We start from the raw sequence: 25,279 nt of genomic DNA on the forward strand, positions 1-25,279 counted from the left end.
TGTGGGGTTTGTACCGGACGGTACACACGGCAGAATGAACACCGCCAAACCCTGTGGGAGCGAGCCTGCTCGCGAAGAGGCCAGTACATCCAAAAAAGATGTTGGATCAGATGACGCCTTCGCGAGCGGGTTCGCTCCCACAGTGAGTCGGTGGCGTTCTCAGGGGCGTGGCAGGCGAATGATGGCGGTAAGGCCGCCGCCCGGGGTTTCTTCAAGATTGAGCTGGCCGCCCAGACGCTGCGCCGCCTCGCGGGCAATGGTCATCCCTAGCCCCACACCGCCGGAATTGCGATTGCGCGAACCTTCCAGCCGATAGAACGGTTCAAACACGGCTTCGCGTTTGTCGGCGGCGATTCCCGGGCCGTGGTCGATCACGCGAATCAGCAATTGCTCGCGCTGATCCTGCAATTCGATTTGCGCCTGCCCGGCATAGCGCAAGGCGTTATCCATCAGATTGTTGATGCACGAGCGCAGTGCCATCGGCTGCACGGGCAAGGGCGTGCAATGGCCGCTGACCTGCACGTCGGCGCCCTGATCCTGCGCATTCTCCGCCAGCGATTCGACCAGTGCCTGCACATCCATCATTTGCAGCGCTTCGCTGGTGCGCTGTTCATGCAGGTAGGTGAGCGTGGCGTCGAGCATGCCGATCATGTCGTCGAGGTCCTGACGCATCTGGCCCTGCAGTCGTTCATCGCTGATGTTTTCCAGGCGCAGTTTCAGACGTGACAGCGGTGTGCGCAGGTCGTGGGAAACCGCGCCGAGCATGCGCGCGCGTTGCTGCACCTGCTCGCGAATGCGTTGCTGCATCAGGTTGAAGGTGTGCGCCGCTTGCCGTGCTTCGCGCGGGCCGGACTCGTCCAGTGGCGGACTGTCAAGGTCTTCGCTGAGGCGCTCAGCGGCGTCGCTCAGACGCTGGATCGGCCGACTGAGCAGTTTGGCGCCGTACCACGCCGCGATCATCAGCGTGATGAATTGAAAGGTCAGTGGCACCACCGGGCCACCGAACCAGGGGCGCGGTGGCCGCTGCGCATAGCGTGGATCCGGCATGGGCCGTTGCCCTTCGACACCCTGGGAAAACTCTGGCGGCGGTGGTGGCGGTGGCGGGCCGTAGAGGCGGAACCAGGTGAACGCCAGCAAGTGCGCCAGGACAATCGCCACGAACAGCACGCCAAACAGGCGTCCGAACAGCGTGTCGAAGCGCGCTCGCATCAGCCGATGTCCCGTGCGTCGAACAGGTATCCCTCACCGCGTACGGTTTTGATCAACTGCGGGGCTTTCGGGTCGTCGCCGAGCTTCTGGCGCAGGCGCGAGACCAGCAGATCGATGCTGCGGTCAAATGCTTCGATTGAACGGCCGCGCGCGGCATCGAGCAGTTGTTCGCGACTGAGCACTCGGCGCGGGCGTTCGATAAAGACCCAGAGCAGGCGGAATTCGGCGTTGGACAGCGGCACCACCAGGCCGTTGTCGGCGATCAACTGGCGCAGAACGCTGTTCAGGCGCCAGTTGTCGAAACGAATGTTGGCCCGTTGCTCGGTACGATCATCGCGCACCCGACGCAGAATGGTCTGAATGCGCGCCACCAGTTCGCGCGGCTCGAAGGGTTTGGCCATGTAGTCATCGGCGCCCAGTTCCAGGCCGATGATGCGGTCGGTCGGTTCGCAACGGGCGGTGAGCATCAGGATCGGGATGTCCGATTCGGCGCGCAGCCAGCGGCACAGCGACAAGCCGTCTTCGCCGGGCAGCATCAGGTCCAGCACGACAACATCGAAATGCTCGGCGAGCAGCGCCTGACGCATCGCCGCGCCGTCGGTGACGCCGCTGGCGTGGATGTTGAAGCGGGCGAGGTAATCGATCATCAGCTCGCGAATCGGCACGTCGTCGTCGACGATCAGCGCGCGAATGCTCCAGCGCTTGTCGTCTTTTGGCTCATCCGTCGCGGTCGTTTGGGTGTTGTGCATGGGGCTGTTCATCTGCCAGTAGGCCGCCAACCACAAAGATGGGCTGCGAGGTTGTGGTTTCAGCATAGGCGTCCTGCCGTGAGGCGGGAAGTGCTGATGTAAGGGCGTGTTGCGGCTGGCGAGGCTAGCGCGGGCGCGTGTTGGCGGCATGTCGGTTGTGTATCGGAGTCGACACAATAGCAGCGGACGCTATGCTGATCACGGTCAGCGCGACGATTTACCGATCATCGGGTGCCGCGCCGCCGCCGGTTCCGCTACAATGCGCGCCGATTTCGACCTGCCTGAGAGCCCATTCATGTCCGCCTGCCAGACTCCTATCATCGTCGCCCTGGATTTCCCCACCCGTGACGCCGCACTGAAGCTGGCCGACCAGTTGGACCCGAAACTGTGCCGGGTCAAAGTGGGCAAGGAACTCTTCACCAGTTGCGCCGCGGAAATCGTCGGCACCCTGCGTGACAAGGGTTTCGAAGTATTCCTCGACCTGAAATTCCACGACATTCCCAACACCACCGCGATGGCCGTGAAAGCCGCTGCCGAGATGGGCGTGTGGATGGTCAACGTGCATTGCTCGGGTGGTATGCGCATGATGGCCGCCTGCCGTGAAGTGCTGGACAAGCGCAGTGGCCCGCAGCCATTGCTGATCGGCGTCACCGTACTGACCTCGATGGAGCGTGAAGACCTCGCCGGTATCGGTCTGGACATCGAACCGCAAGAGCAAGTGCTGCGTCTGGCCGCATTGGCCGAGAAGGCTGGCATGGACGGCCTGGTGTGCTCGGCGCTGGAAGCCACTGCACTGAAAACCGCACACCCATCACTGCAACTGGTGACCCCGGGGATTCGTCCGGCGGGCAGTGCGCAGGACGATCAGCGCCGCATTCTGACCCCGCGTCAGGCACTGGATGCCGGTTCCGATTATCTGGTGATCGGCCGTCCGATCAGCCAGGCGACGGATCCGGCCAAGGCATTGGCTTCGGTTGTAGCCGAAATCGCCTGATCAGACACCGCGAAACCCTGTAGGAGTGAGCCTGCTCGCGATAGCGGTGTGTCAAACAACGTTAATGTTGACTGACACACCGCTATCGCGAGCAGGGCTCACTCCTACATTTGTTTTCTGGTGATTTTAGATTTTCAACACCAACTTGCCGAAATTCTCGCCGCTGAACAGTTTCATCAGCGTCTCTGGAAAGGTCTCCAGGCCTTCGACAATGTCTTCCTTGCTCTTGAGTTGCCCCTTGGCCATCCATCCGGCCATTTCCTGCGCGGCGCTGGCGTATTGCGCGGCATAGTCCATCACTACAAAGCCTTCCATCCGCGCACGATTGACCAGCAGCGACAGGTAGTTGGCGGGGCCTTTGACCGCTTCCTTGTTGTTGTACTGGCTGATCGCTCCGCAGATCACCACCCGCGCCTTCATGTTCAAGCGACTCAGCACTGCGTCGAGAATGTCACCGCCGACGTTATCGAAATACACGTCGACGCCTTTCGGGCATTCGCGCTTGAGGCCGGCAATCACATCTTCGTTCTTGTAGTCGATGGCGCCGTCGAAGCCCAGTTCATCAATGAGAAATTTGCACTTGTCGGCACCGCCGGCGATTCCCACCACGCGGCAACCTTTGATCTTGGCGATCTGCCCGGCAATGCTGCCTACCGCACCTGCCGCGCCTGAAAGCACAACGGTATCGCCAGCCTTCGGCGCGCCGACATCCAGCAGGGCGAAGTAAGCGGTCATGCCGGTCATGCCCAGCGCGGACAGATACACCGGCAGCGGCGCCAGTTTCGGATCGACTTTGTAGAAACCTCTGGGTTCGCCGAGGAAATAATCCTGCACGCCAATGGCACCGTTGACGTAGTCCCCGACGGCAAACCCTGGGTTATTCGAGGCGACGACTTTGCCTACGCCCAATGCGCGCATGACTTCGCCGATTCCAACCGGCGGGATATAGGATTTGCCCTCGTTCATCCAGCCACGCATGGCCGGGTCGAGCGACAGGTATTCGTTCTTGACCAGAATCTGTCCCGCCGCCGGTTCGCCGACCGGTATTTCCTGATAGGTGAAGGTCTCGCGGGTCGCGGCGCCCACCGGGCGTTTGGCGAGCAGGAACTGGCGATTGGTCTGGGAGGTCATGGCAGGCACTCGAATTGAATGAAGCCTTGTTGATAGACCTTCAGCGCCGATCTCGCAAGGTTGGCTGACGCGGCGAATGCACGCCGATCCAGTGCAGTGATGATCACCCGCACAGTTTTATCACTGCGATGCATGGCCACATAAACAGCCATTGGATAGTGCTGACGCGTGGCCGGCCTCAATGGCTATGCTGCGATGCCACACATCCCCTGCATCTATCCCTTCGAGGACACAACAATGAGCATGACGTTTTCCGGTCAGGTTGCCGTAGTCACCGGCGCGGCCAACGGTATCGGTCGTGCGACCGCGCAGGCGTTCGCTGCCGAAGGCCTGAAAGTGGTGGTCGCCGACCTGGACGCGGCAGGGGGGGAGGGCACGGTCGCGTTGATTCGTACAGCCGGTGGCGAAGCGAACTTTGTGCGTTGCAACGTGACCATCGAAAGCGAAGTGAAAAATCTGATGGACGAGGTCATCAATACCTACGGCCGTCTGGACTATGCCTTCAACAATGCCGGCATCGAAATTGAAAAAGGCAAACTGGCCGACGGCTCGATGGATGAGTTCGACGCAATCATGGGGGTCAACGTCAAAGGCGTCTGGTTGTGCATGAAGTATCAACTACCGCTGTTGCTGGCGCAGGGCGGCGGAGCGATCGTCAACACCGCCTCGGTGGCAGGGCTGGGCGCGGCGCCGAAGATGAGCATCTATGCGGCGTCGAAGCATGCGGTGATTGGTCTGACCAAATCGGCCGCCATCGAATACGCGAAGAAGAAAATCCGCGTCAACGCGGTGTGTCCGGCGGTGATCGATACCGACATGTTTCGTCGCGCTTATGAGGCCGATCCGAAAAAGGCTGAGTTCGCCAACGCCATGCACCCGGTCGGCCGCATCGGCAAAGTCGAGGAAATCGCCAGTGCCGTGTTGTACCTGTGCAGCGACGGTGCGGCATTCACCACTGGCCACTCGCTGGCTGTGGATGGCGGTGTCACCGCATTCTGAACAGAGCGCAGGAAAGACAGCCCGCATTCGTTGCGGGCTTTTTTGTGGATCACGTTCAGTTCCGTGAAGCCCCTTAAACAATGTGTATCAAATGGTTAGAACGGTCGCTTTTGGCGGCGTTGTCGCACAGCCTGTCCGGCGCGGCTGTGATTTACTGCCGCCAGCAAAACGGACAGGAGTTTGCGTGCTCATGGAATTGAGAATTGACCGACAGGCAATGGTGCCAGTCGTACAGCAGATTGTTGACGGAGTGATCGACTGGATCGTGCGAAGTGATGTGCCACCTGCCACACGGTTGCCTTCAGTACAGCAAATCGCACGCAGCAATTTGCTCAGTCAGTCATGCGTGGTTCAGGCTTGTGATCGACTCGTGGCACAAGGCGTTCTGGCGCCGCGCCAAGGTTCGGGATTCATGGTGGCAGCAGCGCCTCGCCGTGCGATAAATGCGCCTGTACCGGCGAGTATCGATCGGCTTCGGCCAGAGGCGGGAAGTGTTTGCGGTTTACCGGGCACGTTGAATCTCGGCGATGGCGGGTTACCTGAAAACTGGCGTGAGTCTGATGACTTGAGCTATGCGATAGGTCAGGTCGCTCGCACCGACATGAGCAGTCTGTTCAACTACAGCACGCCACTGGGGCTGCCGGCGCTGCGCGAACAGATCGTCAAACGCCTCAAAATGATCAATGTTCAGGCTGGCGCCGCGCAGATAATGACCACCTGCGGTGCGACTCAAGCCCTTGACCTGATTGTGCGCGCCCTGCTGAAGGCTGGCGATTACGTGGTGGTCGAGAACCCGGGACATGTGCAGCTGTTCGATCTTTTGCGATTGCACGGCGTGCACTTGCTCGAAGTTCGCCGCACCCCGAACGGGCCTGACATCGACGCGCTGGCGCGCGTGCTGGAGCAGTTCCGGCCAGTGGCAATGTTTATCAACAGTCATCATCACAATCCCACCGGCTCCTGTTTGAGTCCGACCGTAGCCCGGCAGGTCCTGCAGCTGTGCAATGCCGGTGATGTGCGCGTGATCGAAGATGATGTCTACGCCGATTTGCATAATGGCAATGGCACACGGTTGGCGGCACTTGATCAACGAGTGATTTACGTCGGCAGTTTCTCAAAAACCCTGAGCAGCTCATTGCGGGTGGGCTTCGTTTTCGCCGATCTTGAGCTGATCGCACGGCTTGCGCGGATCAAGATGATCAGCAGTGCGGGGTCTTCAGGCTTTAATGAGGCGGTACTGGCTCGTCTCCTGGCCAGTGGCGCCTATCGCAAGCTGGTGCATCGTCAGCGTCAGCGCTTGAGTGTCGACCGTGCAGCCGCGTTGCAAGTACTGGAAGACGCCGAGTGGGAAGTGTTCGGAAAACCGTGCGGTGGCTTGTTCATCTGGGCGCGTTCGCCATCTGCCGATCCTGCCCGATTGCGTCGACAGGCGCTGGGCAGTGGTGTATCGCTTGCCGCGTCGGGAGCATTCAGTCCCGGTGGCGAGGTGTGCGAGTGGCAGCGTATCAACGTCGCATACGCCTGCGACCCCCGTGCACGGCAGTTTTTCCGCAGCACCCGCGTGGATCGACCTCAAGCGTTCTGAAAACGACGCGGGCGTAGCTTTTTGCCATTATTCCGACGCCAGAGACTTGTGCCGGTCCATGGCCATTGCGAATCTTCGTCCACACACTTTGGCAAGGGGCTTCGCGCAATGATTTCGGCCGTGCAAGGACGTTTTGCCAACCTCGGTATGGCGAAAAAACTGGGTGTCGGGTTTGTGCTCGTACTGCTGTTGACCGCGCTGGTGGCAGCAATGGGTGTCTGGTCCCTGCAAACCATCAGTCAGCGTTTCAATGGGCTCAAGCAGATGTCTTCGCTCAACAGTGGCCTGCTCAACGTACGCCTGCTGGAGCAGGAATACGCCTTGCGCAACAATCCGAAAACCGCCGATGCCTTGCGCGAAGGTGTTGTTGCTCTTATTGCCCTGGCCAACCAGCTCAAGGCGCAGTCGCCGGCGAATGTACCGGTGATGAGTGATGTCGAACAGTCGCTTGATGCCTATCGCAAGGCGTTCGACGAGTTTGTCTCGTTGACACAGGCCAAGGATCTCGCGCTGGAAATGGCCAGTTGGTCGGTGTCCAGCGTGGCCAACAACCTCGATGTGTTGCAGGCCGGACTGGCCGATGATGGCGCCTATACCTTGAAAGACACCGAGGGCAAGGACGGTGCGCAGTTTATCGAGCAGGCCAGTCAGGTCAGTCAGGTATCACGCTTGATGTTGCAGGCCATGAACGAAGCACGGATTCGTCTCGATCAGAGTCGCAAGGGCGATGCCGACAGTGCCGGCAAGGGCAATATCGAGCAGGCCGCGCAGGCGCAGGCGCAAGCCGAGGAGCTGAAGTCCACGGTCAAGGATGAGGGGTATCTGACGGTGCTCAATGAGGTGTCCGGGCACATCGCCGGGTTCAACGACAAACTGGCCGAATACACCGGGTTGCTGGCGCAGGAAAAAACCGTTTACGAACAATTGCACCAGCGTGCCGCGCAAGTGATGGAGCGGGTGGATCAGGCGTATGTCGCTGAAGATGGCGCGATGCAGGCGGAACTGAAGAAGAATTCATTGCTGATTATCGGCTCTTCGGCATTGGCACTGGTGGTCGGGTTGATCGCAGCCTGGGTGATAACCCGGCTGATTGTTTCGCCGTTGCGCAGCGTGATTCAGGTGGCCCAGCAGATTGCCGCCGGTGATTTGAGCGCGACGATTGGCGTGACGCGCCGGGATGAAATCGGCCAGTTGATGTTGGCGATGCAGCAGATGGGCGCAGGACTGAGCACGATTGTCAGCGGCTTGCAGGCCGGCATCGAGCAATTGGCCAGTTCTGCGCAGTCGCTGTCGACGGTGACCGAGCAGACCAATCTTGAAGTCAGCAGTCAGAAGGAGGAAACCGAACAGGTTGCCACCGCTATGAACCAGATGACGGCGACTGTTCACGATGTCGCGCGTAATGCCGAAGAGGCCGCGTTGGCGGCGCAGACGGCGGATGACAAAGTCGAGACGGGTCAGCAGGTAGTGCGTCAGAGCATGGCGCGCATTGAGCAGTTGGCGGACTCGGCGTCTTCTGCGAGTACCAGCATCGAGAGTCTCAGTGCCGAGATTCAGAATATCGGCACGGTGCTCGAGGTGATCAAGAGTGTTGCCGAGCAGACCAATCTGCTGGCGCTCAACGCGGCAATCGAAGCGGCGCGCGCCGGTGAGCAGGGCAGGGGCTTTGCGGTGGTGGCCGATGAGGTTCGCGCGCTTGCACGGCGTACACAGCAATCGACCGAGGAGATCGAGCGGTTGGTCAGCGCCTTGCGGGCGGCGGCGCATGCTTCGGTGCAGCAGATTCAGAGCAGTGGTGAGTTGGTGAAGCTGGCGGTCAGTGATGCACTGCAGACGGAAAGTGCATTGGGGAGTATTGCGGCAGCGGTTTCATTGATACAGCAGATGAATCAACAGATTGCGGCGGCAGCGGAGGAACAGAGTTCGGTGGCAGAGGAGATCAATCGCAGTGTGACGAGCATTCGTGCCAGTGCGGATCAGTCATCGATGGCGATGCGCGGGAATGCGGCTTCCAGTGTTGAGCTGGCGCAGTTGGGGAGTGAGTTGCGCGGGATGGTTGGGCATTTTCGGCTTTGACGCTTTGACGCTTTGACGCTTTGACGCTTTGGGCTGGCGGCCTTTGGGCCGACCATGCTCTTGGGGTTTTGGGTGAGTGTCCGGTTCTGCGGTTGTTGCGGCTGGCGGTTTCGCCCTTACGGCGAGTCACCCTGCTGGCGATGGCAGTCGTCCATTCACCCGATCCCCATCGGTCACCCACAAAAAAGCCACCTCGGCGGTGGCTTCTTTTCCTGCATCGACGATCAGTCGTAGATCACTTTTTTCTTCCAGTCTGCATCCGCTTCGACGTCTTTGAGGCCGGCGGTGAGTTGGTTTTCTTCGCCTTCGACCGGGGCGATTTTGTCCATGACCTGGGCGTTGGCGCGAGCGAGCAGTTTTTCCAGGTATTGCAGTTGTTCTGCATACATCTGTGGATCCTGCTGTTTGCGCAGGTATTGCACGCCGCGTTCGAAGGCGAGGCGAGCCTGGCCGGGCTGGTTTTGTTGCAGGGACTGTTGGCCGAGGTTGTTGAAGAACTCGATGTGCAGCAACACCAGGATGTGGCGCACTTCACGAACCCAGTGTTTGGCTTCGTTTGGTGGCAGAAAGCCGTCGTGGGCGGCGCGGGTGATTTGGCCGTGGAGGGCTTCGAGGAGGAAGCGTACGTCCTTGGCCTTGGCTTCGGTCATGATCGGTGCTGGTGGGTTGTTGACCGGGATCGACTCGCCCTGGGCGACCAGTCCACTCAGTTCGGTGATGCGTGCCTTGGTAGTGGCGCTGGTTTTTTCCAGGCTCAACAGGCGCTGGCAAACGTTGAGTTCCAGGCGCGTCAGCAGCAGCTTCAAAGCCGGGGTCATGAATTGACCGGGGAAAGTTTCGGTCAGTTCGCCGCAACGACGCAGGCGGTCGTTGAGTTCGACTTTGGTGCGGGCCTTCTCCAGTTTGTTGTTTTCCACCACATGGTTCATGTAGCCAATGGCGATCAGAATTGCGATCCCGGCTACGACTAGCAGGGTGATCATGAGTGGTGTCACCGGTAAGACCTCTTTATAGGGTTCGCATGCGAGTGTAGTGGCTGGGCATTTAACCGCCTAGCGCCGCTCGACTGGTTGGTTCGGCAGGTTCAATCTGTATCGGCCGCGCGCTGCTTATATGAATGCTGGCGCTACGGGTTCAGATTGCCATCACTGTGCGGTGGACTATAACGTCTTGGCGAGTGGCGGAATATAGGCGTCAATCGTCGGACGACGGAAAAGCCGGATTGCAGCTGCAAAGCAGGTCGAAGTCATTGATTTAAATAAATTTATATCAAGGGGTTGACGACCTCTCAATCCATCCATAGAATGCGCGCCACTTGCAGCGTAAAGCACACAGCGAAGCGCGGCAGGAAGTGAATGTTGTAGTGTGTCCCCTTCGTCTAGTGGCCTAGGACACCGCCCTTTCACGGCGGTAACAGGGGTTCGAGTCCCCTAGGGGACGCCATTTGCGGGAATAGCTCAGTTGGTAGAGCACGACCTTGCCAAGGTCGGGGTCGCGAGTTCGAGTCTCGTTTCCCGCTCCAAATTCTAAAGACGCCGCTCAGTGAGCGGCGTTTTTATTAGTGAAAGTTGTAGCCTGTGTCCCCTTCGTCTAGTGGCCTAGGACACCGCCCTTTCACGGCGGTAACAGGGGTTCGAGTCCCCTAGGGGACGCCATTGCGGGAATAGCTCAGTTGGTAGAGCACGACCTTGCCAAGGTCGGGGTCGCGAGTTCGAGTCTCGTTTCCCGCTCCATATTCACAAAAACGCCGATCAGTGATGATCGGCGTTTTTGTTTGTGCGCGATTTGTCGTCGCCAATAAAAAAGGACCTTCGCGGTCCTTTTTTGCGTCTGCCAGAACCCGGCCATGCGCTGACCGGGTTCGAAGGATCGATCACAGCTTCGGCAATTGCCCGATGCGCCCCATCATTTCGGTGACGATTTGCAGGTCCAGCAAGAACTGGTCAATGGTCTTGAACTCGCCATCGGTGTGCCCGGTGTATTTCACCTCGGGACGCGCCAAGCCAAATTGCACGCCGTTAGGCAGTTCATGCACCGACGTCGCACCGGCAGAGGTACCGAACTCGTGCTTCATGCCGAGATTTTCTGTCGACACTGCCAGCAATGCCTTGACCCATTCCCCTTCCGGGTTGCGGTACATCGGTTCGGCGACCGAGTAATCGAAGTCCACGGCTACGTGAGTTTTCTTTGTCCAGGCGTTGAGCTTGTCGGCGATTTCAGCCTTGAGCTTCTCTGGTGATTTGCCCTTTGGTACACGCAGATTGACCGCCAGTTTGAAGGCTTTGTCATCCTCGCCGACATAGGTCAGGGAGGTGGTCAGCGGCCCCATGAACGAATCGGAGAAATCCACGGCGAGTTTTTTGCCCAGATAATCCAGTCCCCAGTTATCCGCAGCGTAATGTGCAGCGTCGGTGAACTGGTTGTGCTTGAGCGGCACTTTGCCGTCCAGTCCATTGATGAAGCTCAGCATCCGGGCGACCGGGTTAACACCTGACTCGGGCTCGGAGGAGTGCGCGGAAACACCGGTGACCGTCAGTTTGACGTCTTTGCCATCAACCTTGGCGGTGACCTGGAAGTCGCTACCGTTGTGCTTGGCGTATTCAGTCCCGGCTTTTTGCAGGCTTGCTGCCAGTTCGCCAGGCTTGTCGGTCACCAGGGTCACGACCGAGGCTGACGGTATCTGGTTGGTGGCCAGGCCACCTGTCATCGAGGTGATCTCTGCGCCTTTGCCTTCAGCTGTGCGCTTGGCAAATTTGGCCATCACGGTGCCGTAGCCTTTTTCGGCAATCACCACCGGGTAACCACCGTCGAGCGCCATGTTGTAGGCCGGCGTGGGGTTTTTTTCGAAGTAATAGGGAATGGCGTCGCCGGTGGTTTCTTCGGTGGTATCGACCAGCAGCTTGAAGTTGCGCGCCAATGGCAGTTTTTCTTCTTTGATCACTTTCATTGCGTACATCGCAACGACGATGCCGTTCTTGTCATCTTCGGTACCGCGACCGTACATGCGATCGCCAATCAGGGTGACTTTGAACGGATCAAGCTTGGTACCGTCCTTGAGCACCCAGTTTTCCGGGGTCACTGGCACCACGTCAGCGTGTGCGTGGATGCCGACGACTTCGTCACCTTTGCCTTCCAGGGAAATTTCGTAGACGCGGTTGTCGATGTTGCGGAAGTTCAGATTGAACGACTCGGCAAGGCTCTGGATCTTGCCGGCAATCTTGATGAACTCAGGGTTGTCGTGCTGTGCGACGCCTTCCTTTTGGAAGGTTGGAATTTCGACCAGTTCGCGCAGGGTTTGCAGCGCGGCCTTGCCGTATTTGACGCGCGTGTAGATGCCCAGCAGACGATGGATTTCGTTCTGCTGCTCAGCGGTCAGGGTTTTATTGTCGAGGAAAGCGCTGATGGCCGGACCGAGATTATCGCTTTTGGCGATGTCGCTCTTGGCCAGGCTGCCCAGAAACTCGCGGAAATCCGTGACGTTTTTGTCGTCGAAGGATTTGAGGATGACCGCGCTCTGCTGCGGGGTGATGTTGGCTTGAGCGGCGGTGGTGAATGACGCGAGGCTGGCCAGCATCAGGGTAGCGGCGGCCAGTTGCTTGAGGGAGAAATCCATTACGGAGGCTTTCCTTGCGGGCAATTGATGAGAGATGTTTCTGTCGGCTGTGTCAGAAACATTTTGCAAACTAACACTGTGGGCGAGTAACCAGGGAGTCCTGAAACTTGATCTGTCGCACAGAAACGCAAAAGAGGCGCAGAAATGAAAAAGTCCCGGCAAGCGATTGCCGGGACTTTTTTGTCGCTTACATCGACAGCATCAAGCGCCCGGCGAACAGAATCAGGATCACTCCCATGCTGCGTTCGAACCAATGGCCCATGCGCATGAACAGCAAGCGCACTTTATTGCTGGAGAAAAACAGCGCGACGATCACGAACCACAACGCGTTCACAAAACACATCCACAAACCATAGAACGCCTGGACTTGCAGGGGGGTGCTGGCACTGATGATCGTGGTGAAAATCGCCAGAAAGAACAGCGTTGCCTTGGGGTTGGTAGCGTTGGTCAGGAAACCTGTGCTGAACGCCTTGAACAACGACTGTTCCACCAACGGTTCATCGGCGGCTTTTTCGCCTTCAAGGGTGGTTTTCGGTTTGCTGCGGATCAGGCTGACACCCAGATACAAAATGTAAGCACCACCGACTACCTTGGCCACGGTCAACAACCACGGGGTGGTGTGCATCAATGCGCCGACACCGAGCAGGGTGTACAGCACGTGCACGGAAATCCCCGCACCAATGCCCAGCGCCGTGCAGATCCCCACCAATCGGCCGAAGCGTACGCTCTGACGGATGGTCACTGCGAAGTCCGGGCCGGGGGCGACCACGGCGAGAAAGTGGATAGTAGCCAGCGCTAGAAACTCGCCCAGGTAATTCGAATACATTTCAACTCCAGAAGGTCAGGGGTGAAGCATTGCCGCGATAGCCGACAAAGAAGGAAAGGCTCAAGCGCGGGTCCGCCACGCCCGGGGTCACCGAGTGCATGCAGCGCGAATTGAACATGATGAAGTCGCCGGGCTGCGGTCGCACCTCAAGGGTTGGCGGCCCGAGCAGCGCCGGGTCGATGCCGTAGCTGTCGCCGCGCATCTCGTCGAATTGGTCGGGAGTAATGTTGTCGTCCCACATCTGCAATGCGCCGCCGTCGGTTGGCATGTTCAGATAGACGTTGCAGGCGAATTGCGCCTCCAGGCTGCGGGCCTGGAAACTGTCCGGCGCATCCTTGGCAAAGATGTCGTGGTGGGCAAGGAAGCACACGCCGGGCTTTACCACGCGCGAAAGGCCGACGTACATCTTGCGGCCGTAGAGGTTTTCCAGATGCGCCCCCGCCGGCCATGATTCGTCGAGCATGCAGCGCAAGGTGTCGACCGGCGAAGAGTAGGGCGCGCAGCGATTGCGCAATTCAGCGATGTTGCTGGTGGCGCGTTCGAAGTAGTCCTCGATCAGCAGCGGCTGGTTTTCCGCTTCATAAAACGCCATGCCGATGCGGCCGATGCTGGGTGCGTTGATGTAGCCCTCAAAGCCCGGTGCCAGGATCTTGTCGCCAATCTCGATCGCCAGCGGCTCCGGCAGAAAGCCTTTGACGCGGATGGCGAGGACTTCTTCGTTGGCCAGTTTTTTTATGCACGTCTCATCGAGACGCTCGACGTCTAGCATCATGTTATTTAGGTCCATCTATCGATAGTCAACGGAACCTGCGAGTGCGGTTCCCCCGGCGCCGGATGCTGCGCGAGGGCAGCGTCCGGGAATGCTCAATCCACGCGGTAGTGGACGGATAACGTGCCTTTCTTCTGCGAAAGGGACGCGATCGTGACTGTGCCAAGTTCCTTCAGGCTGCGTACATGGGTGCCACCACAGCCATAGGCCGGGAGTTCACCGAAGCCGATTTCCCGCGCGCCTTCGCGCAGGGATATCAGGCGTGGCAGATCGTGTTCGATCCATTGCTCAATGCCGATTTGAACGGTTTGGGCGTCGACTTCCTGAGCGGCGTCGCCAGGTTTGAACTGCACCCGACCTTCGTCCGGCCAGTGGTGCGCCTTGACCGGCATCCAGCCCATGGCCTGGATAAAGTGCCCGATCAGATGTCCGGCCGAATGCATGCGGGTGTTGAAGCGGCGGCGCTCTTCATCAATCCGTATAGCGGTCATGCCAAGCGTTACCGGTCTGTCGACAAAGTGAATGATGCGGTCTGGCTCCTGGACCACGCGCAGCACTTGGGCTTCACCGATCCAGCCGGTATCGCAGGGCTGCCCACCGCCTTGCGGATGGAACAGCGTGGCGCGCAACACCACGGAAAATTCATGCTCGTGGGGCGTGCAGTCGAGGACTTCCACATTAGCCTTGAGGTCATCACTATGGAAAAAGAGGCGAAGCGTCATATTCCATGCCCTTATTAAAGTTTCTATTTTTATTATATGAATCGTGTAATAACGTGATAATCCGTTCAAACATCAAAGGACTTGTGCGCTGTGAGCATAAATCTCCCACTTCCACTGCTCGGTGAAATGGCGATTTTCGTCAAGGTCGTGGAGACCGGCAGCTTCTCTGAAGCAGCACGACAGCTCGGGTCATCACCCTCAGCGGTCAGTCGCAGCATTTCTCGGCTGGAAAAGGCCTTGGCCACGCGGTTGCTGCAACGCACTACGCGCAAATTACGTTTGAGTGATGGTGGCGAAGAGGTGTTCAAGCGCTGCCAGGAGATGGTCAGCGCCGCCAAGTCAGTGATGGAAATCAGCGGCCAGTTCACCCATGAGGCAGAAGGACTGGTGCGGGTCAGCGTGCCGAAAGCGGTGGGGCGCTTTGTGGTTCATCCGCATATGCCCGAGTTTCTGCGGCGCTATCCCAAGGTCGACGTCGAGTTATTGCTGGAAGACCGGCAGGTTGATCTGATTGACGATCATGTTGACCTGGCGATCCGCATCACCGATAGACCACCGGCCGGGCTGGTGGGCCGTCAACTACTGACCATTGACCATTTGCTCTGCGCCACGCCGCAATATCTGGCCGAACACGGCACGCCGACTCACCCTCACGACTTGCTCAATCACAGTTGTATTTATCTGGGCGAGACGCCGAGCGATGCGCGCTGGAAATTCAAGAAAGGCAGTAAAGCGGTAACGGTCGGCGTGCGCGGTCGCTATGCCGCCAATCACACCGGCGTGCGTTTGGGCGCGGTGTTGCAGCACATTGGTATCGGCAGCCTGCCGTATTTCACGGCGCGTTATGCGTTGGAGCAGAGGTTGATCGTGCAGGTACTGCCAGACTGGACGTTCCTCGCCTCTTATCATGGCGGGCTCTGGCTGTTGCACTCGCCCACTCGGTACCTGCCGCCGAAGTTGCGGGTGTTTATCGATTTTCTGGTGGAGTGTCTGGAGAAGGAACCGACCCTGAGCAAACCCGGTAAGCCGGGTAATGCAAGTAACACCGCGATGGCGTACGAGCTACCTGAAAGCGAGGGGTTGTTGTAGCGCAAAAGCAAAAGATCGCAGCCTTCGGCAGCTCCTACATACGCGGTCAATGTAGGAGCTGCCGAAGGCTGCGATCTTTTGATCTTCAACCAACAAACTGAATCAGTGCTTGCTGTCCTGAGCGGACATCGCCAGCAACTGCTTTTCCTGGTTCCAGTCGAACGGTTCATCGTTCTGTTCGGCTTCGTAACGACGTTCCTCCAGCGCCTGATACAGGTCGATCTCTTCATCGGCCAGGTAGTGCAGGCAATCACCGGCGAAGAACCAGAGCAGATCCCGCGGGATCAGGTGGGCAATTTGCGGGTAACGGGTAATCACTTGAGTCAGGATGTCCTGGCCCAGGTATTGGCTTTCGATCGGATCGATCGGCAGCGATGCCAGCAGTTCGTCGAAGCGCTCCAGAAACAGGGCATGGCTTTCTTCGGGAACCTGTTCGGCCTCACCTACGGCGACCAGGATACTGCGCAGGTGGTCGAGCAATACGAGATGATCGGCAACGACGTTGGACACGAGATAAGTCCTCAAGAGCAAAACGGGCGCGGGAGTATAAAGCTCCTGCGCCCATTTATCACACATAAACGGCGATATGCTGGTCGGGATCAGCGGACTTTGCCCTCTGCCTGTTTCAGCTCTTCTTTATCGAAATCATCGACATCGATCACCTTGCGCCGCGCTGCTTCGGCATCACGCAGACTTTGCGCTTCAACCGGTTGCAGCACACCAGCCTCCAGTGCGGCGTCGATGGCGTGTTCGCCTGCGGCCGGTTTGACCTGACCGCTTTTCAGCGAAGTGTGCAGCTTCTTGTGCAACGGCTGCGCGGCGTTTAGCAGATCGCTTGCGTGCTGCAGCGCACCGACCGCATCGTCCGCCGATTGCGGGCGATAGCAACCGGCTAGCAGCTCTTCAAGCGCCGGGTCGCCTTTGGCTCGACCAATCACCCCAGCCACTTCGGCACCGAGTTTGTCCGACGGACCTTTGTGACGACGGCCAAACGGGAAGACGATGACGCGTAGCAGACAGCCGAAGACTTTGTTCGGGAAGTTGCGCAGCAATTCATCCATCGCCCGCTCCGCTTGACCCAGGCTTTCTTCCATCGCCCAGCGGAACAGCGGCTCCATGTACGCCGGCGAATCCAGATCGTGATAACGCTTGAGCGCCGCCGAGGCCAGATACAGGTTGCTCAACACATCACCGAGACGTGCCGAAAGGCGTTCGCGGCGTTTCAGTTCACCGCCGAGCAGCATCATGCTGAAGTCGGCAAGCATTGCAAAGGCTGCTGCCTGACGATTGAGCGCGCGGAAATAGCCCTGGCTGATCTTGTCGCCCGGCGCATGTTCGAAATGACCGAAGCCCAGGTTCAGCACCAACGTGCTGGCGGCGTTGCTCACGGCGAAACCGATGTGTTTGAGCAGCAGACCGTCGAACTCTTTCAGCGCCTGGTCCTTGTCCTCGCGACCGGCGAGGGCCATTTCCTTGAGCACGAACGGATGGCAACGAATTGCGCCCTGACCGAAGATCATCAGGTTGCGCGAGAGAATGTTCGCGCCTTCCACCGTGATGAAGATCGGCGCACCGTTCCAGCTACGCCCCAGGTAATTGTTCGGGCCCATGATGATCGCCTTGCCACCGTGCACGTCCATGGCGTGGCTGATGCATTCGCGACCGCGCTCGGTCAGGTGGTATTTGAGGATCGCCGACAGTACCGACGGTTTCTCGCCGAGATCCACTGCGTTGGCCGTGAGCATGCGCGCGGCGTCCATCATCCATGCGTTGCCGCCGATTCGCGCCATCGCCTCCTGAATGCCTTCGAACGCCGACAGCGGCACGTTGAATTGTTCACGAATCTGCGCGTATTGACCGGTCACCAGACTGGTGAACTTGGCCGCACCGGTACCGACCGCCGGCAGCGAGATCGAACGGCCGACCGACAGGCAGTTCATCAGCATCATCCAGCCTTTGCCGAGCATCTCCTGACCGCCGATGAGGAAGTCCAGAGGGATGAACACGTCCTTGCCGGAGTTCGGGCCGTTCATGAACGCCGCACCCAATGGCAGGTGACGACGGCCGATCTCGACACCGTCGGTATCGGTCGGAATCAGCGCCAGGCTGATGCCGAGGTCCTCCTTGTCACCCAGCAGATGCTCCGGGTCATACGCCTTGAACGCCAGACCTAGCAGTGTCGCCACCGGACCGAGGGTGATGTAGCGCTTTTCCCAGTTCAGACGCAGGCCGATGACTTCCTGACCTTGCCACTGACCTTTGCAGATGATCCCGGTGTCGGGCATCGCCCCGGCATCGGAGCCAGCGAGCGGACCGGTGAGGGCGAAGCACGGAATGTCATCGCCGCGAGCCAGTCGTGGCAGGTAGTGATTGCGTTGTTCATCGGTGCCGTAATGCAGCAACAGTTCGGCCGGGCCGAGGGAGTTGGGCACCATCACGGTGGAGGCGAGGTCGCCGCTGCGGGTCGCAAGTTTCATCGCCACTTGCGAGTGCGCATAGGCCGAGAAGCCTTTACCGCCAAATTCTTTCGGAATGATCAGGGCAAAGAAACCGTGTTCCTTGATGTGCGTCCAGGCTTCCGGCGGCAAGTCCATCGACTGGCCGATCTGCCAGTCGGTGACCATGGCGCAGAGTTCTTCGGTCGGGCCGTCAATGAACGCCCGTTCTTCGTCAGTCAGTTGCACCTTCGGATAGGCCAGCAGTTTGTCCCAGTCCGGACGCCCGCTGAACAACTCGCCATCCCACCAGACGGTGCCGGCATCGATCGCGTCGCGCTCGGTCTGCGACATCGGCGGCAGGGTTTTCTGGAACCAGTTGAACAGCGGCGCGGTGAAATGTTTGCGGCGCAGGTCGGGCAGCAGCAGCGGTGCGGCGACCGCGGCCAGCACGACCCAGAACACCAGCATCAGCCAGCCCGGTGCGTGACTGAAAATACCCATCGCCAAGAGGTACACGGCAACGATGCCCAACGCGGGCAGAGGGGAAATACGCCGGTGGGCGAGATACGCCACGCCGACCAGCAAAACCAGTATCCACAACAACAGCATATTCAGTCCTCCGTGAACCAAGGCAAATCGACCCTCCAGAGCTTAGACGGCATCTGCAAAACCGGGTGGTCAGACCAAGGTGATTGAAATCGTGGGAAACCCCGGATGGTTTTCGTAGGTTCGGTGGGCAACGCGTGTGGGAAATCGTTCGATCAATCCGCGTCTTTGCGTCCAAGTTTGGCCGAAACGTCGTTATCTCTGTGCTTGAGCTGTCGCTAGACTCCAGGCTCATTCAGGAGATTGTCGTCATGCACGAGTATCTGAGTCCCGGCCGCTTCATCGATAGTGACCACCCGGCGGTGGTGGAGTTCGCCGAACAGCATCGTGGGGTCAGTCGCGATCCGCTCGCGCAGGCGATCAGCCTTTATTACGCCGTGCGCGAGGCCGTGCGCTACAACCCCTACACCTTCAGTCGCGATCCGCAGACCTTGCGCGGCAGCTATGCGTTGGCGACGGGGGAGAGTTATTGCGTGCCGAAAGCCACGCTGCTCGCCGGTTGCGCGCGGCATTGCGGAATCCCCGCGCGGATCGGCCTGGCCGATGTGAAAAACCACCTGTCGACGCCGCGCCTGCTTGAATTGTTGAAAAGCGACATGTTCGCTATGCACGGCTACACCGAGTTTTTCCTCAACGATCGTTGGGTGAAGGCCACACCGGCGTTCAACCAGAAACTCTGCGAACTGTTCAACGTCGCGCCGCTGGAGTTCGACGGTATCAATGACAGCGTTTTCCACCCCTACAACCGTGATGGCGCGCAGTTGATGGAGTATCTGGTCGATCACGGCCAATTCGCCGACGTGCCGGAAACCTTCTTCTTCGAGCATCTGCAAAAGTGCTATCCGCATCTGTTCACCGATCAGCAGCCGCCATTGCTGGGCGATATGCACAGTGATGTGAGACGTGTCTGATCCGGCGTATGCTGCCTGCCCACTCATTTGAAAAGAGGCGGTCATGCTGAAGATCTGGGGACGGAAAAACTCATCGAATGTCCGGAAGCCATTGTGGGCTGCTGAAGAGCTTGGCCTGGCCTACGAGGCGATCGATGCCGGCGGCGCATTCGGCGTTGTCGACACACCCGAGTACCGGGCGATGAACCCGAACGGCCGGGTGCCGGTGATCGAAGACGACGGTTTCGTGTTGTGGGAATCCAACGCGATCGTTCGCTATCTGCTGGCCAGACATGCGCCCGACAGCGCCTGGTATCCGGCGGATCCGCAAGTCCGTGCCGGCGCTGACAAGTGGATGGACTGGACCACGTCGAGTTTCGCCGGGCCTTTTCGCACGGTGTTCTGGGGTGTGCTGCGCACGCCCGCGGACAAGCAGGACTGGGCGGCAATCAACGCCGCGATCAAGGAATGCAACGAGTTGCTGAACATGGTCGATCAGGCACTCGTCAGCCAACCGTATCTGTCCGGTACAGATATCGGCATGGGCGATATCCCGCTCGGCAGTTTCATTTATGCCTGGTTCGAGATGCCCATCGAACGCGCGCCGCAACCGCATCTGCAAGCCTGGTACGAACGCCTGAAGCAACGTCCGGCCTACCAAAAAGCGGTTATGACCGCGTTGACTTAATACCTACTATCGACACACTTGACTGTACTTGTACGGCGGCGGCAAGCACCATTGCGCACTTGCGCTGCGGTTCGATCCCTCGCCGCCGTCTCCTTTTTTCCTTCAATGGTGCGTAAATCAGATATGAGTTCCGCTCTGTCCATCCGGCAGCTAACCAAAACCTACGGCAACGGGTTCCAGGCCTTGAGTGGTATCGATCTGGACGTCGCCGAAGGTGATTTTTTCGCCTTGCTCGGCCCCAACGGCGCCGGCAAATCCACGACCATCGGCATTCTCTCGACCCTGGTGAACAAGACCAGCGGCACGGTGAATATCTTCGGTCATGACCTGGACAAGAATCCTGCGCAGCTCAAGCGCTCGATCGGCGTGGTGCCCCAGGAATTCAACTTCAACCAGTTCGAGAAGACTTTCGACATCGTCGTGACTCAGGCCGGTTACTACGGCATTCCGGCGAAGATCGCCAAGGAACGCGCCGAGCAGTACCTGACGCAACTGGGCCTGTGGGACAAGCGCGATGTGCCGTCGCGTTCGTTGTCCGGCGGCATGAAACGGCGCCTGATGATTGCCCGTGCGCTGGTGCACGAACCGCGTCTGCTGATCCTCGATGAACCGACCGCAGGCGTCGACATCGAGCTGCGCCGCTCAATGTGGACGTTCCTTACCGAACTGAACCAGAAAGGCATCACCATCATCCTCACCACGCACTATCTGGAAGAGGCTGAGCAGTTGTGCCGCAACATCGGCATCATCGACCACGGCACCATTGTCGAGAACACCAGCATGAAACAATTGCTGGGCCAACTGCACGTGGAAACCTTCTTGCTGGACCTGAAAAACGACTTGAGCGCCGCGCCGCAATTGCTCGGCTACCCGGCCCGGTTGATCGACAGCCATACGCTGGAAGTTCAGGTCGACAAATCCATGGGCATCACGGCGTTGTTCAGCCAATTGGCGCTGCAGAACATTGAAGTGCTGAGCCTGCGCAACAAAACCAATCGCCTTGAGGAGCTGTTCGTGTCCCTGGTGGAGAAAAATCTGTCGAAGGTAGCGGTATGAGTTCTGAATTGCGTCCCAACCTCGTCGCCCTGCAGACCATCGTTTACCGCGAGGTCAAACGCTTCACGCGGATCTGGCCGCAGACCCTGCTGCCGCCGGCGATCACCATGGTTCTGTACTTCGTGATCTTCGGCAACCTGATCGGTCGGCAGATCGGCGACATGGGTGGCTTCACCTACATGGAGTACATCGTGCCGGGGTTGATCATGATGTCGGTGATCACCAACTCTTACGGCAACGTGGTCTCGAGTTTCTTCGGCAGCAAGTTCCAGCGCTCCATCGAGGAATTGATGGTGTCGCCGGTGTCGCCGCACACGATTCTGATCGGCTTCACCATTGGCGGCGTCTTGCGTGGCCTGATGGTGGGCGTGATCGTGACGATTCTGTCGCTGTTCTTCACCCATTTGCAGGTGCATCACCTGGGCGTGACCATCCTTGTGGTGGTGCTGACAGCAACAATCTTTTCGTTGCTGGGCTTTATCAATGCCGTGTTTGCGCGCAACTTCGATGATATTTCGATCATCCCGACGTTCGTGCTGACGCCGCTGACGTATCTGGGTGGCGTGTTCTATTCGATCACGTTGCTGCCGCCGTTCTGGCAAACCGTTTCGTTGGCCAACCCGGTGCTGCACATGGTCAACGCGTTCCGTTATGGCATTCTCGGTGTGTCGGATATCAAGATCGGTATTGCGATCACCTTCATGCTGGTGGCGACGGTTGTGCTGTACCTCGGTTGTGCACGGTTGCTGGTGAGTGGGCGCGGGATGCGTACCTGACTCCAGACCGAGTCGTGGCCATCGCGAGCAGGCTCACTCCTACAGGGGAACGCATTCCAATGCAGGAGTGAGCCTGCTCGCGATGGGGCCAATCCAGACGCCACCAATCAAAACGGCCTCCCACTGCGGAGGCCGTTTTGCATTCAGCGCATGCGGTTTTTCTTGCGCCGCGCCCATTGCCGCGCGACCCACCAGCGCCAATACATCATCACCAGGCAATAGGCGAGGGCGCCTAGCACCAACCCCACTACCACCGAGCCGAGCAGAAACGGCTGCCACAACGTCGACAACTCGCCGCTGATCCATTCCCAGGTCAGCTCATCCGGCAGATGCCGGGCAGGCACATCCATCAACCACGCTCCCGCCTGATAGGTGCAGAAGAACACTGCCGGCATGGTGACCGGATTGGTCAGCCAGACCAGACTGACGGCAATCGGCATGTTGCCGCGAACAGTGATCGCCAGCGCCGCCGCTACCAGCATCTGCGCGGGAATCGGCAGGAAAGCCGCAAACAAGCCCACCGCCATCGCCCGTGCGACAGAGTGGCGATTGAGGTGCCAGAGGTTCGGGTCATGCAGCAACTTGCCGAGAAAGCGTAAGGATTTGTGTTCCCTGATGCTCGTCGGGTCGGGCATGTAACGTTTGAATAAGCGCCGGGGCATAAGGCTTCTCGGTCGGTTAAGGCGGCAAGTATGTCTGGATTCTACGAGGCGCCCATTCAGACTTTGTGACAATTGTTGACGACGGACGTGCCTGACACCCGCTATGCCTAAGTGCGGGACTCTCAAGGACGGGCTTATGCGCACAGGGATGATGGCGCTGGCAGTCGGTCTGCTGGTGCCGATGTTTTTACCGGCATTGCCGTCGGTCGGGTGGATGTTGCTGTTACCGGTGTTGGGTTTGATGTTGCTGCCGTTTCGCAGCTATCCGTTGGCGTTTTTGCTGTTCGGCTTCACTTGGGCCTGTGTCAGCGCGCAGTGGGCCTTGAATGATCGACTGCCGGCGCGTCTGGATGGCGAAACCCGCTGGCTCGAAGGGCGTGTGGTCGGTTTGCCGCAAAACGCGGACGGCGTGGTGCGTTTCGAGTTGGTTGATGCCCGCTCTCGTCACGAAAAATTGCCCACGCGGATGCGTCTGGCCTGGTATGCCGGGCCGCCGGTCAACAGCGGTGAGCGCTGGCGGCTGGCGGTCAAACTCAAGCGTGCGAATGGTTTGCTCAACCCGGATGCTTTCGATCATGAAGCGTGGCTGTTGGCGCAACGCATCGGTGCGACGGGCACGATCAAGGATGGGCAGCGCCTCAGCGAAGCCCGGTGGGCCTGGCGCGACGGCATTCGTCAGCGCTTGCTCGCGGTGGACGCGCACGGTCGGGCCGGTGCGCTGGCGGCGTTGGTGCTGGGCGATGGTTCAGCGCTCAGTCGTGAGGATTGGCAGATTCTGCAGGACACCGGCACCGTGCATTTGCTGGTGATTTCCGGTCAGCACATCGGGATGCTGGCGGCGGTGATGTATTTGCTGGTCGCCGGGCTCGCGCGGTATGGGCTGTGGCCGCTGCGTTGGCCATGGCTGCCGTGGGCTTGTGGACTGGCGTTTGCAGCAGCGCTCGGTTACGGCTTGCTCGCCGGTTTCGAGGTGCCCGTGCAGCGCGCCTGCGTGATGGTGGGATTGGTGTTGTTGTGGCGCCTGCGTTTTCGCCATCTGGGGGCATGGTGGCCACTGTTGCTGGCCTTTAATGGTGTGCTGTTGCTCGATCCGCTCGCCAGTCTGCGTCCGGGTTTGTGGCTGTCGTTTGCAGCAGTGGCGGTGCTGATCTTCACCTTCGGCGGTCGTTTGGGCGCGTGGCGCTGGTGGCAGGCCTGGACGCGCGCGCAGTGGTTGATCGCCATCGGTTTATGCCCGGTGCTGCTGGCGTTGAACCTGCCGATCAGTCTCAGTGGGCCGCTGGCAAATCTGTTGGCGGTGCCTTGGGTCAGTCTGCTGGTGCTGCCGCCGGCGCTGCTCGGGACTTTACTGCTGTCGGTGCCTTATGTCGGCGATGGGCTGCTGTGGCTGGCCGGTGGTTTGATCAATTGGCTGTTTCGAGCGCTGGCGCTGATTGCTGGGCTATGGCCTGCATGGGTTGCGCCTTCGATACCCGTTTGGGTCTGGGCCATTGGCAGCCTCGGCGCGATGTTGTTGCTGTTGCCCCGTGGTGTGCCGATGCGGCTGCTGGGCTGGCCGTTGCTGCTGATTCTGGTGATGCCGCCGCGCGAGCGCTTGAACGAGGGCCTGGCCGATGTCTGGCAACTGGATGTCGGCCAGGGTCTGGCGATCCTGATCAGAACCCGTCACCACACGCTGCTGTACGACGCTGGCCCACGTTTCGGTGATTTCGATCTCGGCGAACGTGTGGTGTTGCCGGCGCTGCGCAAACTCAACGTGGAGAAACTCGATCTGATGCTGCTCAGTCACGCCGATGCCGATCACGCGGGCGGTGCGCTGGCGATTACACGTGGCATGAAGGTCGTCCGGGTACTGAGCGGCGATCCGCCGGGGCTGCCCGCCGAATTGAGCGCTGAAGTCTGCAAAAGTGGCGCGCAATGGCAATGGGACGGCGTGCGCTTTCAGCTCTGGCAATGGGCGGATGCCCACGACAGCAATCAGCGCTCCTGCGTGTTGCAGATCGAAGCCAATGGTGAGCGAATCCTGCTGACCGGCGACATCGATACCCACGCGGAACAAAGCCTGCTCGACAGCCCGATGGCTGTGCCGACGCAATGGCTGCAATCACCCCATCATGGCAGCCGCAGCTCCTCATCCATGGCGCTGCTGCAAACGTTGCGGCCCGAGTCGGTGCTGATCTCCCGAGGCCATGGCAATTCCTTCGGCCATCCGCACCCGACCGTGCTGGCGCGCTATCGCAAACAGGGTCTGCGCATTTACGACAGTGCCGAACTAGGCGCCATTCATCTGCAACTGGGCCGCTTCAAACCGCCCTGGACGATGCGTCAACAGCGGCGTTTCTGGCGGGATCCGCCGGCAGTCGCCCGTTGATCGGGGCGCAGGCGAACTCGACATTACGGT

Annotated in this window: 22 protein-coding genes, 4 tRNA genes and 1 pseudogene; 15 read left to right on the top strand and 12 right to left on the bottom strand. The window is 59.2% G+C overall.

Features of this window, described 5'->3' with window-relative positions; translation table 11 throughout:
* Positions 1-159 precede the first annotated feature (159 nt).
* Together ACIPIZ_RS23830 and ACIPIZ_RS23835 are read right to left on the bottom strand one after the other, a co-directional pair.
* Positions 160-1,209: a cell wall metabolism sensor histidine kinase WalK gene (locus tag ACIPIZ_RS23830; protein WP_064391561.1), complete on the bottom strand. Its 1,050-nt coding sequence runs from the start codon at positions 1,207-1,209 to the stop codon at positions 160-162.
* Positions 1,209-1,970 carry a response regulator gene (locus ACIPIZ_RS23835; RefSeq protein WP_105709229.1) on the bottom strand — a complete coding sequence of 254 codons (762 nt, stop codon included), beginning with the start codon at positions 1,968-1,970 and terminating at the stop codon, positions 1,209-1,211. The genes ACIPIZ_RS23830 and ACIPIZ_RS23835 overlap by 1 nt, the downstream gene beginning before the upstream one ends.
* Positions 1,971-2,253: 283 nt before the next feature.
* On the opposite strand from ACIPIZ_RS23835, the gene pyrF reads away from it, so the two are divergent.
* Positions 2,254-2,952, top strand: coding sequence for an orotidine-5'-phosphate decarboxylase (gene pyrF, locus ACIPIZ_RS23840; RefSeq protein ID WP_161806667.1), 699 nt, complete (start codon positions 2,254-2,256; stop codon positions 2,950-2,952).
* Positions 2,953-3,078: 126 nt separating this feature from the next.
* Here the strand turns inward: pyrF and ACIPIZ_RS23845 are convergent, their stop codons facing one another.
* Both ACIPIZ_RS23845 and ACIPIZ_RS23850 read right to left on the bottom strand, forming a co-directional pair.
* On the bottom strand, positions 3,079-4,083 hold the full coding sequence (locus tag ACIPIZ_RS23845; RefSeq protein WP_064391557.1) for an NADP-dependent oxidoreductase: 1,005 nt from the start codon (positions 4,081-4,083) through the stop codon (positions 3,079-3,081).
* Positions 4,080-4,235: a hypothetical protein gene (locus ACIPIZ_RS23850; protein WP_158262984.1), complete on the bottom strand. Its 156-nt coding sequence runs from the start codon at positions 4,233-4,235 to the stop codon at positions 4,080-4,082. Before ACIPIZ_RS23850 ends, ACIPIZ_RS23845 begins: the two co-directional genes overlap by 4 nt.
* Before the next feature lie 85 nt (positions 4,236-4,320).
* On the opposite strand from ACIPIZ_RS23850, the gene ACIPIZ_RS23855 reads away from it, so the two are divergent.
* The 4 genes and pseudogenes from ACIPIZ_RS23855 to ACIPIZ_RS23870 all read left to right on the top strand — a co-directional run bounded on the left by ACIPIZ_RS23855 (position 4,321) and on the right by ACIPIZ_RS23870 (position 8,743).
* A complete protein-coding gene (locus ACIPIZ_RS23855; RefSeq protein ID WP_064391556.1) occupies positions 4,321-5,082 on the top strand; it encodes an SDR family oxidoreductase in 762 nt (253 codons plus the stop codon).
* A gap of 190 nt (positions 5,083-5,272) precedes the next feature.
* Positions 5,273-6,667 (top strand): PLP-dependent aminotransferase family protein, encoded by a 1,395-nt coding sequence (locus tag ACIPIZ_RS23860; RefSeq protein ID WP_122661696.1) that lies wholly within the window; start codon positions 5,273-5,275, stop codon positions 6,665-6,667.
* A 990-nt stretch (positions 6,668-7,657) separates the two neighbouring features.
* Positions 7,658-7,882: pseudogene (locus ACIPIZ_RS23865) on the top strand (HAMP domain-containing protein); the annotation flags it as partial.
* Positions 7,880-8,743, top strand: a complete 864-nt coding sequence (locus tag ACIPIZ_RS23870; RefSeq protein WP_401167842.1) for a methyl-accepting chemotaxis protein — start codon at positions 7,880-7,882, stop codon at positions 8,741-8,743. The pseudogene ACIPIZ_RS23865 and the gene ACIPIZ_RS23870, both read left to right, overlap by 3 nt.
* 224 nt (positions 8,744-8,967) lie before the next feature.
* Here the strand turns inward: ACIPIZ_RS23870 and ACIPIZ_RS23875 are convergent, their stop codons facing one another.
* A complete protein-coding gene (locus ACIPIZ_RS23875; protein ID WP_064391550.1) occupies positions 8,968-9,726 on the bottom strand; it encodes a hypothetical protein in 759 nt (252 codons plus the stop codon).
* Between the two features lie 384 nt (positions 9,727-10,110).
* Here ACIPIZ_RS23875 and ACIPIZ_RS23880 point away from each other — a divergent pair.
* The 4 genes from ACIPIZ_RS23880 (at position 10,111) to ACIPIZ_RS23895 (ending at position 10,476) form a co-directional block, all read left to right on the top strand.
* Positions 10,111-10,186 (top strand) — tRNA-Glu (locus tag ACIPIZ_RS23880).
* Positions 10,187-10,189: 3 nt separating this feature from the next.
* Positions 10,190-10,265: transfer RNA gene (locus tag ACIPIZ_RS23885), tRNA-Gly, on the top strand.
* A 57-nt stretch (positions 10,266-10,322) separates the two neighbouring features.
* Positions 10,323-10,398 (top strand) — tRNA-Glu (locus tag ACIPIZ_RS23890).
* 2 nt (positions 10,399-10,400) lie between these two features.
* Positions 10,401-10,476: transfer RNA gene (locus ACIPIZ_RS23895), tRNA-Gly, on the top strand.
* Positions 10,477-10,616: 140 nt separating this feature from the next.
* On the opposite strand, the gene ACIPIZ_RS23900 is transcribed toward ACIPIZ_RS23895, so the two are convergent.
* From ACIPIZ_RS23900 to ACIPIZ_RS23915, 4 genes are all read right to left on the bottom strand, one after another.
* Complete coding sequence (locus ACIPIZ_RS23900) at positions 10,617-12,356, bottom strand: dipeptidase (protein WP_401167812.1); 1,740 nt, start codon at positions 12,354-12,356, stop codon at positions 10,617-10,619.
* Between the two features lie 187 nt (positions 12,357-12,543).
* Positions 12,544-13,182 carry a LysE family translocator gene (locus ACIPIZ_RS23905; RefSeq protein WP_064391546.1) on the bottom strand — a complete coding sequence of 213 codons (639 nt, stop codon included), beginning with the start codon at positions 13,180-13,182 and terminating at the stop codon, positions 12,544-12,546.
* A 1-nt stretch (position 13,183) separates the two neighbouring features.
* Complete coding sequence (locus ACIPIZ_RS23910; RefSeq protein WP_064391543.1) at positions 13,184-13,954, bottom strand: 2OG-Fe(II) oxygenase; 771 nt, start codon at positions 13,952-13,954, stop codon at positions 13,184-13,186.
* Positions 13,955-14,046: 92 nt separating this feature from the next.
* Entirely contained in the window at positions 14,047-14,673 is a 627-nt protein-coding gene (locus ACIPIZ_RS23915) for an alanyl-tRNA editing protein (RefSeq protein WP_122661693.1), read from the bottom strand.
* A gap of 90 nt (positions 14,674-14,763) precedes the next feature.
* On the opposite strand from ACIPIZ_RS23915, the gene ACIPIZ_RS23920 reads away from it, so the two are divergent.
* The gene (locus ACIPIZ_RS23920) at positions 14,764-15,762 is read left to right on the top strand and encodes a LysR family transcriptional regulator (RefSeq protein WP_064391540.1); all 999 of its coding nucleotides are present in this window, start codon (positions 14,764-14,766) and stop codon (positions 15,760-15,762) included.
* A gap of 102 nt (positions 15,763-15,864) precedes the next feature.
* On the opposite strand, the gene ACIPIZ_RS23925 is transcribed toward ACIPIZ_RS23920, so the two are convergent.
* Positions 15,865-16,272 (bottom strand): PA2817 family protein, encoded by a 408-nt coding sequence (locus ACIPIZ_RS23925; RefSeq protein ID WP_064391538.1) that lies wholly within the window; start codon positions 16,270-16,272, stop codon positions 15,865-15,867.
* Between the two features lie 89 nt (positions 16,273-16,361).
* Positions 16,362-18,809 (bottom strand): acyl-CoA dehydrogenase, encoded by a 2,448-nt coding sequence (locus ACIPIZ_RS23930; protein WP_401167816.1) that lies wholly within the window; start codon positions 18,807-18,809, stop codon positions 16,362-16,364.
* 248 nt (positions 18,810-19,057) lie between these two features.
* On the opposite strand from ACIPIZ_RS23930, the gene ACIPIZ_RS23935 reads away from it, so the two are divergent.
* The 4 genes from ACIPIZ_RS23935 to ACIPIZ_RS23950 all read left to right on the top strand — a co-directional run bounded on the left by ACIPIZ_RS23935 (position 19,058) and on the right by ACIPIZ_RS23950 (position 22,216).
* Positions 19,058-19,717 carry a transglutaminase family protein gene (locus ACIPIZ_RS23935; protein WP_105705332.1) on the top strand — a complete coding sequence of 220 codons (660 nt, stop codon included), beginning with the start codon at positions 19,058-19,060 and terminating at the stop codon, positions 19,715-19,717.
* A 43-nt stretch (positions 19,718-19,760) separates the two neighbouring features.
* Positions 19,761-20,384: a glutathione S-transferase family protein gene (locus ACIPIZ_RS23940; RefSeq protein ID WP_401167820.1), complete on the top strand. Its 624-nt coding sequence runs from the start codon at positions 19,761-19,763 to the stop codon at positions 20,382-20,384.
* Between the two features lie 123 nt (positions 20,385-20,507).
* The gene (locus tag ACIPIZ_RS23945) at positions 20,508-21,440 is read left to right on the top strand and encodes an ABC transporter ATP-binding protein (RefSeq protein WP_150648328.1); all 933 of its coding nucleotides are present in this window, start codon (positions 20,508-20,510) and stop codon (positions 21,438-21,440) included.
* Complete coding sequence (locus tag ACIPIZ_RS23950; protein ID WP_064391527.1) at positions 21,437-22,216, top strand: ABC transporter permease; 780 nt, start codon at positions 21,437-21,439, stop codon at positions 22,214-22,216. The genes ACIPIZ_RS23945 and ACIPIZ_RS23950 overlap by 4 nt, the downstream gene beginning before the upstream one ends.
* A gap of 143 nt (positions 22,217-22,359) precedes the next feature.
* Here ACIPIZ_RS23950 and ACIPIZ_RS23955 read toward each other — a convergent pair whose 3' ends face one another.
* On the bottom strand, positions 22,360-22,878 hold the full coding sequence (locus tag ACIPIZ_RS23955; RefSeq protein ID WP_105705325.1) for a DUF2062 domain-containing protein: 519 nt from the start codon (positions 22,876-22,878) through the stop codon (positions 22,360-22,362).
* Positions 22,879-23,014: 136 nt separating this feature from the next.
* Between ACIPIZ_RS23955 and ACIPIZ_RS23960 the strand changes: the two genes are divergently transcribed.
* Positions 23,015-25,249, top strand: a complete 2,235-nt coding sequence (locus ACIPIZ_RS23960) for a DNA internalization-related competence protein ComEC/Rec2 (protein ID WP_401167824.1) — start codon at positions 23,015-23,017, stop codon at positions 25,247-25,249.
* The last annotated feature ends 30 nt before the right edge of the window (positions 25,250-25,279 follow it).

This window comes from Pseudomonas sp. NPDC087690 (assembly GCF_044743175.1).
Lineage (GTDB): Bacteria > Pseudomonadota > Gammaproteobacteria > Pseudomonadales > Pseudomonadaceae > Aquipseudomonas.

Excerpts from the sequence above, each read along its gene's own strand:
- ACIPIZ_RS23830 (WP_064391561.1), bottom strand. The coding sequence starts at position 1,209 with ATGCGAGCGCGCTTCGACACGCTGTTCGGACGCCTGTTTGGCGTGCTG.
- ACIPIZ_RS23835 (WP_105709229.1), bottom strand. The coding sequence starts at position 1,970 with ATGAACAGCCCCATGCACAACACCCAAACGACCGCGACGGATGAGCCA.
- pyrF (WP_161806667.1), top strand. The coding sequence starts at position 2,254 with ATGTCCGCCTGCCAGACTCCTATCATCGTCGCCCTGGATTTCCCCACC.
- ACIPIZ_RS23845 (WP_064391557.1), bottom strand. The coding sequence starts at position 4,083 with ATGACCTCCCAGACCAATCGCCAGTTCCTGCTCGCCAAACGCCCGGTG.
- ACIPIZ_RS23850 (WP_158262984.1), bottom strand. The coding sequence starts at position 4,235 with ATGGCTGTTTATGTGGCCATGCATCGCAGTGATAAAACTGTGCGGGTG.
- ACIPIZ_RS23855 (WP_064391556.1), top strand. The coding sequence starts at position 4,321 with ATGAGCATGACGTTTTCCGGTCAGGTTGCCGTAGTCACCGGCGCGGCC.
- ACIPIZ_RS23860 (WP_122661696.1), top strand. The coding sequence starts at position 5,273 with ATGGAATTGAGAATTGACCGACAGGCAATGGTGCCAGTCGTACAGCAG.
- ACIPIZ_RS23870 (WP_401167842.1), top strand. The coding sequence starts at position 7,880 with ATGGGCGCAGGACTGAGCACGATTGTCAGCGGCTTGCAGGCCGGCATC.
- ACIPIZ_RS23875 (WP_064391550.1), bottom strand. The coding sequence starts at position 9,726 with ATGATCACCCTGCTAGTCGTAGCCGGGATCGCAATTCTGATCGCCATT.
- ACIPIZ_RS23900 (WP_401167812.1), bottom strand. The coding sequence starts at position 12,356 with ATGGATTTCTCCCTCAAGCAACTGGCCGCCGCTACCCTGATGCTGGCC.
- ACIPIZ_RS23905 (WP_064391546.1), bottom strand. The coding sequence starts at position 13,182 with ATGTATTCGAATTACCTGGGCGAGTTTCTAGCGCTGGCTACTATCCAC.
- ACIPIZ_RS23910 (WP_064391543.1), bottom strand. The coding sequence starts at position 13,954 with ATGATGCTAGACGTCGAGCGTCTCGATGAGACGTGCATAAAAAAACTG.
- ACIPIZ_RS23915 (WP_122661693.1), bottom strand. The coding sequence starts at position 14,673 with ATGACGCTTCGCCTCTTTTTCCATAGTGATGACCTCAAGGCTAATGTG.
- ACIPIZ_RS23930 (WP_401167816.1), bottom strand. The coding sequence starts at position 18,809 with ATGCTGTTGTTGTGGATACTGGTTTTGCTGGTCGGCGTGGCGTATCTC.
- ACIPIZ_RS23935 (WP_105705332.1), top strand. The coding sequence starts at position 19,058 with ATGCACGAGTATCTGAGTCCCGGCCGCTTCATCGATAGTGACCACCCG.
- ACIPIZ_RS23940 (WP_401167820.1), top strand. The coding sequence starts at position 19,761 with ATGCTGAAGATCTGGGGACGGAAAAACTCATCGAATGTCCGGAAGCCA.
- ACIPIZ_RS23945 (WP_150648328.1), top strand. The coding sequence starts at position 20,508 with ATGAGTTCCGCTCTGTCCATCCGGCAGCTAACCAAAACCTACGGCAAC.
- ACIPIZ_RS23950 (WP_064391527.1), top strand. The coding sequence starts at position 21,437 with ATGAGTTCTGAATTGCGTCCCAACCTCGTCGCCCTGCAGACCATCGTT.
- ACIPIZ_RS23955 (WP_105705325.1), bottom strand. The coding sequence starts at position 22,878 with ATGCCCCGGCGCTTATTCAAACGTTACATGCCCGACCCGACGAGCATC.
- ACIPIZ_RS23960 (WP_401167824.1), top strand. The coding sequence starts at position 23,015 with ATGCGCACAGGGATGATGGCGCTGGCAGTCGGTCTGCTGGTGCCGATG.